The 11199-nt window shown below is 66.7% G+C and carries 11 protein-coding genes and 1 pseudogene; 3 read left to right on the plus strand and 9 right to left on the minus strand.

What is annotated here, in order from left to right; all coding sequences use genetic code 11:
- From OS124_RS23860 to argS, 4 genes and pseudogenes are all read right to left on the minus strand, one after another.
- A pseudogene (locus tag OS124_RS23860) lies at positions 1 to 790 on the minus strand (segregation and condensation protein A); the annotation flags it as partial.
- A 3-nt stretch (positions 791 to 793) separates the two neighbouring features.
- Positions 794 to 1786 (minus strand): beta-N-acetylhexosaminidase, encoded by a 993-nt coding sequence (gene nagZ / locus OS124_RS0106100; protein ID WP_010138522.1) that lies wholly within the window; start codon positions 1784 to 1786, stop codon positions 794 to 796.
- Positions 1787 to 2752 carry an SPOR domain-containing protein gene (locus OS124_RS23865; protein ID WP_010138523.1) on the minus strand — a complete coding sequence of 322 codons (966 nt, stop codon included), beginning with the start codon at positions 2750 to 2752 and terminating at the stop codon, positions 1787 to 1789. It abuts the gene before it with no gap.
- 81 nt (positions 2753 to 2833) lie between these two features.
- Positions 2834 to 4579 (minus strand): arginine--tRNA ligase, encoded by a 1746-nt coding sequence (gene argS, locus OS124_RS0106110; RefSeq protein ID WP_010138524.1) that lies wholly within the window; start codon positions 4577 to 4579, stop codon positions 2834 to 2836.
- A 382-nt stretch (positions 4580 to 4961) separates the two neighbouring features.
- Here argS and OS124_RS0106115 point away from each other — a divergent pair, with 382 nt between their 5' ends.
- Positions 4962 to 5219, plus strand: coding sequence for a YjhX family toxin (locus tag OS124_RS0106115; RefSeq protein WP_010138525.1), 258 nt, complete (start codon positions 4962 to 4964; stop codon positions 5217 to 5219).
- A gap of 24 nt (positions 5220 to 5243) precedes the next feature.
- On the opposite strand, the gene OS124_RS0106120 is transcribed toward OS124_RS0106115, so the two are convergent.
- A complete protein-coding gene (locus OS124_RS0106120; protein WP_010138526.1) occupies positions 5244 to 6455 on the minus strand; it encodes a deoxyguanosinetriphosphate triphosphohydrolase in 1212 nt (403 codons plus the stop codon).
- Positions 6456 to 6542: 87 nt separating this feature from the next.
- Between OS124_RS0106120 and OS124_RS0106125 the strand changes: the two genes are divergently transcribed.
- Entirely contained in the window at positions 6543 to 6860 is a 318-nt protein-coding gene (locus tag OS124_RS0106125; RefSeq protein ID WP_010138527.1) for a HesB/IscA family protein, read from the plus strand.
- 88 nt (positions 6861 to 6948) lie between these two features.
- Here the strand turns inward: OS124_RS0106125 and OS124_RS0106130 are convergent, their stop codons facing one another.
- The 3 genes from OS124_RS0106130 to OS124_RS0106140 all read right to left on the minus strand — a co-directional run bounded on the left by OS124_RS0106130 (position 6949) and on the right by OS124_RS0106140 (position 9522).
- Entirely contained in the window at positions 6949 to 7965 is a 1017-nt protein-coding gene (locus OS124_RS0106130; protein ID WP_010138528.1) for a DMT family transporter, read from the minus strand.
- Positions 7962 to 9080 (minus strand): DUF6902 family protein, encoded by a 1119-nt coding sequence (locus OS124_RS0106135; protein WP_010138529.1) that lies wholly within the window; start codon positions 9078 to 9080, stop codon positions 7962 to 7964. The genes OS124_RS0106130 and OS124_RS0106135 overlap by 4 nt, the downstream gene beginning before the upstream one ends.
- A 94-nt stretch (positions 9081 to 9174) precedes the next feature.
- Positions 9175 to 9522, minus strand: a complete 348-nt coding sequence (locus OS124_RS0106140; RefSeq protein ID WP_040606752.1) for a DUF6749 family protein — start codon at positions 9520 to 9522, stop codon at positions 9175 to 9177.
- Between the two features lie 436 nt (positions 9523 to 9958).
- Here OS124_RS0106140 and xth point away from each other — a divergent pair, with 436 nt between their 5' ends.
- Complete coding sequence (gene xth / locus OS124_RS0106145; RefSeq protein ID WP_010138531.1) at positions 9959 to 10768, plus strand: exodeoxyribonuclease III; 810 nt, start codon at positions 9959 to 9961, stop codon at positions 10766 to 10768.
- Here the strand turns inward: xth and OS124_RS0106150 are convergent.
- The coding region (locus OS124_RS0106150) for an FAD-dependent oxidoreductase (RefSeq protein WP_010138532.1) at positions 10745 to 11199 on the minus strand (455 nt) is incomplete at its 5' end. The genes xth and OS124_RS0106150 overlap by 24 nt on opposite strands.

Genomic DNA, 11199 nt, shown 5'->3' on the forward strand with positions numbered 1-11199 from the left:
GTAGATCTTGCCCTCCTTGGCCAGCTCGAGCGAGGCGGCAAAAGGTGGCGGCGGTCACCGAGCGGCGGCGCATCGGATCGCCGGTCCAGCCCGGGGGCATATAGGCGGAAAGTTCGGTCCAGGTGCCGGCAAAGCCGACCATGCCGCGCATGTGCTCCAGCGCCTGTTCCATGGTGTAGACATTGTCGCGGTCCATGACGAAGGGGCGGAATTCGTCCTTGGTGCGGATCCGGGCATAGGCCTGCATCAGCTCCAGCAGGGTCGCCGAGTATGTCACCTTGCGCACCCGTTCGACCTGCTCGGGCACCCCGCGCACGAAGAAGTCGCGGCCCTTCTGATCGCGTGCCATCAGCCGGGCGGCGACATCGCGCATCGCCTGCAGCCGTTCCAGCTGGAAGGCCAGGTGGGCGGCCAGTTCCTCGCCCGAGGGGCCTTCCTCTTCGGGATCGGGGGGCAGCAGCAGGCGGGATTTCAGGAAGGCCAGCCAGGCGGCCATCACCAGGTAGTCGGCGGCCAGTTCGATGCGCAGCGACTTTGCCTTCTCGACGAAGGCCAGGTATTGCTGCGCCAGCATCAGGATCGAGATCTTGCGCAGGTCGACCTTCTGGGTCCGCGACAGGGTCAGCAGAAGGTCAAGCGGGCCTTCGAAGCCCTCGACATCTACGATCAGCGCTTCGGCCGCCAGCCTCTCGGCGACGGTGATCTCGGCCTGGGTGCCGGGGCCCCGGTCCGGGCCCGGCTCTAGCCGCCGCCCGGGGGGCGGATCTTCCTGGAAGTCGTCAGAGGCCATCTCTTATCCGTTCAGAAGAGCGGTCAGCTTGGCCTTCAGCTCGTCAATGTCAAGCGTGGCAGGATCGCGGCGCGCCTCCAGCGCCCGTGCGGCGCGGGCCTCTGCCGTGGGTGTCATCGCCCCGGCGGCCTCGGCCACCCGCGCGCGGTCCGCCAGCGGCGCATTGCAGTAAAGCACCAGGTCGCAGCCCGCGTCCAGCGCCGCCAGTGCCCGCGTTTCCGCATCGCCCGAGAGCGCCTGCATCGAGATGTCGTCGGTCATCACCAGCCCGTCATAGCCAAGGTGATTGCGGATCACCTGCAGCACCTTGGGCGAGAGGGTCGCCGGCATCTCGGGGTCGATGGCGTCATAGAGCAGATGCGCCGTCATCGCCATCGGCAGGTCATTCAGCACCTTGAAGGGGGCGAAATCCACCGCATCCAGCGCGTCCCAACCGGCAGTGACATGCGGCAGGTCGGCATGGCTGTCGACCTGGGCGCGGCCGTGGCCGGGCATGTGCTTGACCACCGGCAACACGCCGCCCGCCATCAGCCCCTGCGCCACGGCCCGCGCCAGAGAGGCCACCCGGGCCGCATCGGTGCCGTAGCAGCGGTTGCGCAGGAAGGGATGGGTTTCCGGCAGGGCCACGTCGGCCAGCGGGGCGCAGTCGACGTCGATGCCGGCGGCGCGCAGTTCCAGCGCGGTGATGGTGAAGCGCAGGCGCATGGCCTCGACGGCCCCGTCGCCCGCGGCCTCGGCAAACTCCAGCGCCGGGGGCCAGTCAGTGGCCAGGGGCGCGCGCAGGCGCTGCACGCGCCCACCCTCCTGGTCGACCAGGATCGGAGCGTTGCGCCCGACCGCCTGGCGCAACTCGTCGCAGAGGGCGCGGGTCTGATCCAGGCTCTCGATGTTGCGCGCGAAGAGGATGAAGCCCCAGGGGTCGGCGTCGCGCAGCACGCGCGCCTCTTCGGCACTCAGCCGGGGCCCCGTGGGGTCGAGGATGGTGGCGCCGGCCATCTACTTGGCCGACACGGGGATGCAGTCGGCGCCCTCTGCCACGAGGGCAGCGCAGAAGCGGCGGCTGTCAGAGATATCGTCGAAGCCAAGCACCCGCAGGCGGTAGAAGATCCGTCCGCCGCTTTCGGCGCGCTGGATCACCCGCTGCTTGTCTTCCAGGTAGATGCCGAAACGGGCGACGAAGCGGTCCCATTCGCTCTCGGCGATCTCCTGCGAGGCAAAGGCCCCCAGCTGGGCCAGCCGGGTGCCGGCCGGCAGGCTGTCGGCCGAGACGTCCAGCACCTGGGGTTCGACCGAGACCGGACCCGCGACCTGGCGCGCGGCGACAGAGGCCAGCAGCGTGTCGGGGCGCAGCTTCGGGCGCACGGCCTGGAAGCCGCTGCCCTCGCGCGGGGCGGCCGCGGGCACGGTGCGCGGCTGCATCGGCTCAAGCGGCGCGGCGTCACCGGCCAGCGCATTGGCCAGTTCCTCGATCCGGTCCACATCGGCAAGGTTCAGCGGCGCCGGTTGCAGCACCGGTTCGTCGGCGGAGGCAAGCTCTTCTGCGGGCGCCTCGGGTTCGGCTGCAGGCTGACGGGCGGCGACTTCCTCGGGCGCCGGATCGTCGGTGCCCAGTCCCAGGGGAGCCGGGGCCAGACGCACGCTTTCGGGAGGGGCCTCGGCGGCCTTGGAGGCGGCGATATGGTTGACCGCCAGCCCCTGGAAGGGGGTTTCCGAGCCACCGGCGGCATCGGGCGCGCGGCGGGTCTCGCCGCTCATCGCGCGCACGACCGGCACCCCGGAGACGTCGCGCATGACCATGCGGTAGCCCCAGACCCCCACCCCGGCAATCAGGGCCACCGAAAGCGCGCCCCCCACCCAGGTGACCAGCGACCCGAAAGAGGGCGCGGCCGCGGCGGGACCTGCCGCCGTCTCGGGATAAGCGTCATGGGACGCGTAGGGCGCGTCTGCGGGAAAATCTGCCATATGCCTCTGCCTGCCGGGATCTGACGCCCGGTCTCTCGCCTTGGATAGGAAGCCTGTAACTTCTTCCCGACAGAGCAGCGTTCAGCGCATTTCTTCTGCCGGGGTCACGCCCAAGATACCAAGACCTGCGGAAATGACAACGGCAACGGACCGGGCGAGGGCCAGTTTGGACTGGGAAAGACCCGGGTTGCCCTCTTGCACGAAACGCAATTGGGTTTCCTCGTTGCCGCGATTGTAGAGCGCATGCAGATCCGAGGAGAGCTCGTAGAGGTAGAAGGCAACGCGATGCGGCTCGTGGGTGCGGGCCGCGATCTCGACCAGGCGGGGCCATTCGGCAAGTTTCCGCGCCACCGCCAGTTCGCTGGGGTGGGTCATCGCCGAGAGGTCGGCGGCCCCCAGCGTCGCGTCATCGCAGGTGATCCCGGCCTCGGTCGCACGGCGCAGGGCCGAGCAGACGCGGGCATGGGCATATTGCACGTAGAAGACCGGGTTGTCCTTGGACTGCTCCATCACCTTGTCGAAGTCGAAGTCCAGCGGAGCGTCGTTCTTGCGGGTCAGCATGACGAAGCGGGTGACATCGGGGCCGACCTGCTCGACCACGTCGCGCAGGGTGATGAAGGTGCCGGCGCGCTTGGACATCTTGAACGGCTCGCCGTTCTTGAACAGCTTCACCAGCTGGCACAGCTTGATGTCCAGCGGCACGCGGTTGTCCGACAGCGCCGCGACGGCGGCCTTCATCCGCTTGACGTAGCCGCCATGGTCTGCGCCGAAGACGTCGATCAGCTGGTCGAAGCCACGGTCCACCTTGTCGTAGTGATAGGCGATATCGGGGGCGAAATAGGTCCAGGCGCCGTCCGACTTCATGATCGGGCGGTCAACATCGTCGCCGTGTTCGGTCGACTTGAACAGCGTCTGCTCGCGCGGCTCCCAGTCCTCGGGGGTCTTGCCCTTCGGCGGCTCCAGCACGCCGCGATAGATCAGCCCCTTGCCGCGCAGCTGCTCGATGGCCTGCTCGATGCGACCCGTGCCATAGAGGCTTTTCTCGCTGAAGAAGACATCCATCTCGACGCCAAGAAGCTTCAGGTCGGCGCGGATCAGGTCGAGCATCGCATCGGTGGCGAATTCGCGCACCTCGGCCAGCCAGACCTCTTCGGGCTGATCGACATAGGCATCGCCGACCTTCTCCTTCAGCGCGGCACCGGCCTCGATCAGGTATTCGCCGGGATAGGTGCCGTTCTCGAAGGTGACCTCGCGGCCGAACTGTTCGAGGTAGCGCAGGTAGACCGAGCGGGCCAGCACATCGACCTGGGCGCCGCCGTCGTTGATGTAGTATTCACGGGTAACCTCATGGCCGGCGTAATCCAGCAGCGAGGCCAGGGCATCGCCGAAGACCGCGCCCCGGGTATGGCCGACATGCAGCGGGCCGGTCGGGTTGGCCGAGACATATTCCACGTTGACCTTCTGCCCCTGCCCCATGGTCGAACGGCCAAAGGCCGCGCCATGCGCCAGCACCGCCGAGACGATCCCCGCCCAGCTTTCATCCGCCAGCCGCAGGTTCAGGAAGCCCGGCCCCGCCACCTCGGCCGAGGTGATGCGGGCGTCTTCGGTCAGCTTCGCGGCCAGCGCCTCGGCGATGTCGCGGGGCTTCATCCCGGCGGGCTTGGCCAGCACCATGGCGGCATTGGTGGCCATGTCCCCATGTGCCGGGTCGCGCGGCGGCTCGACGGCGACATTGTCGAAGGCCAGCCCCTCGGGCAGGCGGCCTTCGGCCTGCAGGGCGGCAAGAGCGTCGAGTACGAGGGCGCGGATATCGGTAAAGAGGTTCATGTCTGTGTCCTGATGCGTCTCGCGGGGGTTTACCACCAGTGGGCCAGAGGTCAATGCGTGCGAGGGTTCTGCACGGCTGAGGACCGGAGAGCCAAGGGCAGCGCGGTCCCGCAGCGGGCGCGACATTGACCAGCCTCTCCCCCCGACCCACGGCAGATTTGTCGCAAGCCGAAAGGGGCGCGTGGTGACCAGCTTGACCGGGGCGCGCGGGCTTACTAGCTGTGGAGCAATCCCACAGCTAACTACGGGAATTGTTGATGCTGGAGATTGTCGGAACCTGCTGACGGTCCTTTCGGGGACCAGCGGCCGGAAGATCCCGCCGGAGTGATCCGGGCGGGGCAGTCTTTCGTGCCTGACGTGGTTTCAACACAGCATCAAACCCATGAACATCTCGAAGTACGAACAGCGTGTGCTGCACACGCTGGCGCAAGGCGGGCGTATCCTCTACGAGCGCGCGCCCAATGGCCGGGTGACCGAGGTCACCTGCGTCACCCGTGACGGGCTTATCCTGTCCGATTGCACCCTGGAGGTCTGGGCGAGGCTCAGGCGCAAGCGGCTGATCGAAAGCCGCAATTCCAGCCCCTACCGGATTTCCGAAAGGGGTCGGCGCAATGTCAGGGCACAGCTCGACAACCGCTGAGAGCAGTCGCGGGTCTCCGGGGGATCATCCCTCGGAGATCCGGTCCGCGTAGCGGATATGGCCCGGACCGGAGGCGCGCAGCCCCGGCTCCGGGTCGGCGCCCGTCAGGCGGGCGTGTTCGACGATCGCGAAACGGTCGGTCATGCCCGAGATGTAATCGCTGACGATGCGCGCCAGCTTCAGCTTGTCGCCCTCGATCTCTTCGACATCCTTGCGCCATTGCTTGGGCAGCAGCTCGGGGCTTTCCATGAACAGCGGGAAGAGCTCCAGCACGATGCGGGTGACCTTCTTGCGCATCTCGACCACCTCGGGGGCGCGGTACATGCGCTGGAAGAGGAACTGGCGGATCACCTTCAGGTCAGACCAGATATCGGGCGAGAAACGCACCATCATGCGGCCCGCATCGCGGATATCCTCGACCCGCTCAGGCTTCAGCGCGGCAATATTGGCGCGGCTGACGTCGATCACGTCGCCGACCAGCACCCCGAAGAAGCGCCGCAGCGCCTCGTGGCGGCGGCGGTAGTAGTTGAGGCCGGGATAGAGCCGGTCGACCTCGGCGAAACAGCCCTTCAGGATCGGCAGCTCGGCCAGCTCGTCGGTCGAGAACAGCTCGGCGCGCAGCCCGTCGTGCAGGTCGTGGTTGTTGTAGGCGATATCATCGGACAGCGCCGCCACCTGCGCCTCGGCGCTGGCATGGGTGGAGAGTTCGAGGTCGTGCAGCCTGTTGTAATCGGCCAGCGCATAGGGGATCTGGCCCGTCACCGGGCCGTTGTGCTTGGCGATGCCTTCCAGCGTCTCCCAGGTCAGGTTCAGCCCGTCCCACTCGGCGTAGGTACGTTCCAGGTTGGTGACGATGCGGATCGCCTGGGCGTTGTGATCGAAGCCGCCGTAGGGGGCCATCAGCTCGTGCATGGCGTCTTCGCCGGTATGGCCGAAGGGCGTATGGCCCAGGTCATGGGCCAGGGCGACGGCCTCGGTCAGCTCCTGGTTCAGTTCCAGCGCCCCGGCGATGGTCCGCGCCACCTGCCCGACCTCGATCGAATGGGTCAGCCGGGTGCGGAAGTAATCGCCCTCGTGCTCGATGAAGACCTGGGTCTTGTGCTTCAGCCGGCGGAAGGCCGAGGCATGGATGATCCTGTCCCGGTCCCGCTGGAAGCACGAGCGGAAGGCGCTTTCCTCTTCAGGGTGGAGACGTCCGCGAGAGCGGAGCGGGTCGGAGGCATAGGGCGCGCGCATGATCAGATCCCTCGGGCTTCTTGTCGCCGTTTCGACCCTTCCTTATATTGGGTGGCAGAGACATGCAAAATGTCAGGAGTATTTCCGATGAACCTGCCCCCGAAAGTCACCGAACGCGCCTTCGACCGCCTGTCCGAGATCGGCGCCGGCGCCCAGGCCCTGCGCGTCGCGGTCGAGGGCGGCGGCTGCTCGGGCTTCCAGTACGACATCCGCCTGGACGAGCCCGCCGAAGATGACCTGGTGCTGGAAGGCAAGGGCCAGAAGGTGGTCGTCGATCCGACCTCCCTTCCCTTCCTCGCCGGTGCGGTGATCGACTTCACCGAAGAGCTGATCGGCGCGCGCTTCGTGATCGAGAACCCGAACGCGACCTCCAGCTGCGGCTGCGGCACCTCGTTCTCGATCTGAGAAACCGAACCGACGGCCAGGGTCGCTGCGCCCCTCGGCGCCGGGTCCAGGTCCCCCGGTCCATTGAGGATAGGCGGGCCAAGGGAGGCTATTCAGCCGCGGCCACCGGCTCGTCCCTCTCGTCGACGGCTGCAATGGTCTTGTAGCCCCCGACACGGACGATGCCGCCGCGTGCCAGCTGGTCGTAGATCAGGTAGAGCCCCGATCCGATGACGATGGCCGAGCCGAGGAAGACATTGGCAGCGGTGCTTTCTCCGAAGATCAGCGCGCCGAGGATCACCATCCAGACGAACTGCAGGTTCATCAGCGGGGTGACCACATAGGCCGCCAGCAAGCGCAGCGCGATGACCAGCACCCAGCGGGCGAAGAACAGGAAGCCGGCGTAGGCCGCGATCCAGAACAGATCGTGCAGGCCCATCGGGCGACAGACGAAGGGCAGTGCCAGCGCCATCACGACGGCCAGCGTCGCATTGGGCCAGAAGACCTGCGCCAGGGCGTTGCTTTCGTGCTGGCTGATGCGGCGCGCCATGACCATCGACAGCGTCCCCGAGGCCGTGGCCCCGAAGGCGATCAGATGACCGGCCGACACCGCGTGGATCCCATCCGGGAACAGGCAGACCACGCCGATGAATCCGGCGCCAAGCGCGAACCAGACCGCGAGAGAGACCTTCTCGCCCAGGATCGGGCCCGACATCAGCCCGGCAAAGATCGGCATCAGCCCGATGAAGACGAAGACCTCGGCGAACCCCAGCAGCTTGAAAGCGTAGAAGTAGCAGACCGAGGCCACAACCGTTGCGGTGGCGCGGATGCCCATCTCGACCGGGCGCGAGGTGCGCATGGCCTCGACCATCCCGTCTCGGCCGGATTTCAGCCATTCGGCCCCCAGACAGAAACTGGCCACCAGCGCGCCTGACAGCACATAGAGCTGCGGCGCGGCGAAGCTGCCCGAAACGAACTTGGTGATCGCATCCGCCGAAGAGATCAGCGCGGTATAGAGAAGCACAAGGGCAACCCCCGCGAGAGTCGCCCGGCGGGCCGGCAGAGGCACAGAGCCCTGCCCCCCGCCCTGCCGCATGCTCTGTCGGACTTTGGTCTTCTTCTTCACGCGCGGGCCCTCTCCTGCGGGGCGGAGGCAACTCCGGCGCGGGCGAAGCCGGCGAAGAAGGCGTCGAAGTCGGTGCAGGCCTCGGCGGCCCGGCCCAGATGGGTGATGGCCCAGGGCTCGGCCAGGGCATCCTCGATCGGGGCCTGCATCCGGGACCAGTCGGCGCTGCGCGCCGCGTCCATCCCGATCAGGCACTGTGACATTAGACGCAGGGGCGCGACCGGGCGCGGCGCGGCGCGGAAGGTCACCTGGCCCTCTGTCACCGCGTGCCGGAAGCTCTCTGTGCCCGCCGTGGCCAGGGCCCAGTTGCACACGAGGAACTCGTGGTAGTCGTCCTGCGCCATGGCGCTCTCCCTGGCCTCGACGGTGAACCCGTTCGTTTCGCGGGCGAGCCAGGTTTCCCAGGCTTCGGGGGGCGTCAGTCCGACATGGCGCATTGCCACGCAGATCTCGGCCAGCAGATCCGCATTGAGGTCAAGGTACGCCAGGGTTCCTGCAAAGTTAAGGCTCTCGTGCGTCGCGCGTGAAAATTGTGTGGATTTTCTTCCGTACTCGCTGAGGTAGAACAGGATATGGGTCAGCTCGTAGGCCGCTTTCTTGTTTGGGATCATGAAGGTGCGCGATCGCGACAGGAAGGCGTGAAGCCTTTCCGTCAGCGCCTCCGAATCTGCCGCAGTGCCGCAGGGATCAACGCCGCGACGCAGCATGAGACGGCGGGCCTCGGCCCTCTGAAGGTCGGACAGCTCGGCCCCGGCCAGGTCCTGCGCATGGGCCCAGTGCACCAATCCCTCGGCCTTGTTGCCCGGCATCCCGAGGGCTTCGAGGTCCAGCGCGATGGACAGGAAGAAACGGTAGTATTGCGGGAAGAAGCCAAGGCGCTTCTCGAGCGCGTCGTAGACTTTGGCATAGGGCGCCAGCGCCGCCTCTTCCAGAAGGCCGGTGGCACGGGTCTGGCCGGTGCATTCGAGGATGTTCAGGATCTCGGCGTTCTCTTTCAGCCAGAACACGTCGTCGGGCGCGCGGCGGGCGCTGGCGAAGCGGTCGAGCAGGGCCGCGCGGCGCGCGGCCCGGCCCTGGCTCCGGGCGGGGAAGGTCAGATGCACGATATTGGACATCGCGGGTTCCTTTCGTCTGGTCATCCCCCCGGCGGGGCGCGGCCAGACGACGGCTGCCCTCTGACCCCGCCCGGTCCGGGCACTCTGGTGCGGGTCAGCTGCCCGAGGTGAAGGCCTGCACCAGGTCACCGGCCACGGCCTGCGACGTCACCGGGGCAGAACCCGACGTGAACGCCTCGACTGCATCGCCCGACCGGGTGTCGGAGGCCCGGGGCGCGGACCCCGAGGTGAACATCTCGACCGCATCGCCCGAACGGGCATCCGAGGCCAGCGGCGCGGAACCGGAGGTGAAAAGACCCAGGGCATCGCCGCCGATCAGATCGGCCTGCGCCACCGGAGCAGAGCCGGAGGTGAACATCTCGACCGCGTCCCCATCCAGCATGGTTTCTGCAGCACCAGCAAAGGAGTTGGCGGATTGAACGGTCTTGCGAATGGCAGTCATCTTGTTCTCCAAGTCATTGAAAAGTAAGGACGAGTGAGATCAGGCTTGCACGACTTCCACGACCTGGAAACAGGTTTTTCCATTATTGCGCGTCAAGATAAAGTTATTCACAATAACTTAATTCCCCAAGATATTGTTTCGGAATAAACAACAATCTATTGCCAAAAAAATTAACACTTACCTGCTCCCGCCAATAGCGGGACAGAACGGAAAGCGAACCCACGGGGGATTCGCTGTCATCGACGCTGCATGGCTACGAATCGTAGATGATTGCACTCGGCCCCCACACCCGGTCTGGACAGCTTTGCCCAGAGGGTCGAAAAGCCTTGCAGAACCGGCAGCGCAGACGTGAGATCGGGCCGGGGCGACCGCGCGCCCGCCCATGATCCTCAGAGTTGCGCTTTCGCGGCAGGATGAAAAGAGAAAAGGTTTTCCCATGAAACTGGCGACCTTCAACATCAACGGGATCAAGGCGCGCACCCAGGCGCTGCTCGACTGGCTGGACGAGGCGCAGCCGGATGTGGTGGTGCTGCAAGAGATCAAGTCGGTCGACGAAGCCTTCCCGCGCGAGCTTTTCGAAGAGAAGGGCTATCAGGTCGAAACCCATGGCCAGAAAAGCTTCAACGGCGTGGCGATCCTGTCGAAGCTGCCGCTGGAAGACGTGACCCGCGGCCTGCCGGGTGATGACGGCGACGAACAGGCCCGCTGGATCGAGGCCACGGTGGTCGGCGAGAAGACCGCGCTCAGGATCTGCGGACTCTACCTGCCAAATGGCAACCCGGTGGAACTGGACGAGGCCGGGCGCCCCGTCGAGGGGGGCAAATATGCCTACAAGCTGGGCTGGATGGAGCGCCTGAAGACCCGCGCCGAGGCCCTGCTGGCGCAGGAGGAACCGGCGGTGATGCTGGGCGATTACAACATCATTCCCCAGGCGCAGGACGCGGCCAATCCGAAGAAATGGGAAGGCGATGCCCTCTATCGTCCCGAAAGCCGCGCGGCCTGGCAGCGGATCCTCAACCTCGGCTTCACCGAGATCTTCCGCACCCGCCATGCTGCGCCGGGCCATTACACCTTCTGGGATTACCAGGCCGGGGCCTGGCAGAAGAACGACGGGATCCGCATCGACCACATGCTGATGACCCCGCAATGTGCCGACCTTGTCGAGGATTGCGGCATCGACGCCGGGATCCGGGGCCGCGAGAAGCCCTCGGACCACGTGCCCCTATGGGCAGAGATCGCCCTCTGACTGCGGACAGGGCAGCGGCTGGGACAGGCGCTGCCCGCCGGTGACATCGAGACCGTAGAGCCAGTCGAACTGGCCGACCACGCGCTGCGGCGCGATCCGGTTGGCGATGCGCAGGGCGCCATGGGCCGCAAAGCGCAGCGGCGGGAAGCGCAGGTGGTACTTCCACGCATTGCGGGTCGCCGCGGCAATGGCCCGGCGGGTGCGCGGCTGGCGTTGCGCCTGGTAGCGGCTCAGCCCGGCGCCCGGCCCCTGCCCGCCCGCCATGGCGGTCGACAGCTCTTCGGCCAGCACCCAGGCATCTTCCAGCGCCAGGTTGGCGCCCTGCGCCAGGAAGGGCAGCGTCGGATGGGCCGCATCCCCCAGAAGCGCCGTGGCGCCCTCCGTCCACTCGGGCGCGACCTCGTGGCGGTGCAGCCCCCAGAGATGGACCC

This window comes from Oceanicola sp. S124, from assembly GCF_000220565.1.
GTDB lineage: Bacteria > Pseudomonadota > Alphaproteobacteria > Rhodobacterales > Rhodobacteraceae > Pseudooceanicola.

Coding starts and splice junctions, on each gene's coding strand:
- OS124_RS0106115 (WP_010138525.1), top strand. CDS start 4,962: ATGAACATCTCGAAGTACGAACAGCGTGTGCTGCACACGCTGGCGCAA.
- xth (WP_010138531.1), top strand. CDS start 9,959: ATGAAACTGGCGACCTTCAACATCAACGGGATCAAGGCGCGCACCCAG.
- OS124_RS0106125 (WP_010138527.1), top strand. CDS start 6,543: ATGAACCTGCCCCCGAAAGTCACCGAACGCGCCTTCGACCGCCTGTCC.
- nagZ (WP_010138522.1), bottom strand. CDS start 1,786: ATGGCCGGCGCCACCATCCTCGACCCCACGGGGCCCCGGCTGAGTGCC.
- OS124_RS0106120 (WP_010138526.1), bottom strand. CDS start 6,455: ATGCGCGCGCCCTATGCCTCCGACCCGCTCCGCTCTCGCGGACGTCTC.
- OS124_RS0106140 (WP_040606752.1), bottom strand. CDS start 9,522: ATGACTGCCATTCGCAAGACCGTTCAATCCGCCAACTCCTTTGCTGGT.
- argS (WP_010138524.1), bottom strand. CDS start 4,579: ATGAACCTCTTTACCGATATCCGCGCCCTCGTACTCGACGCTCTTGCC.
- OS124_RS23865 (WP_010138523.1), bottom strand. CDS start 2,752: ATGGCAGATTTTCCCGCAGACGCGCCCTACGCGTCCCATGACGCTTAT.
- OS124_RS0106135 (WP_010138529.1), bottom strand. CDS start 9,080: ATGTCCAATATCGTGCATCTGACCTTCCCCGCCCGGAGCCAGGGCCGG.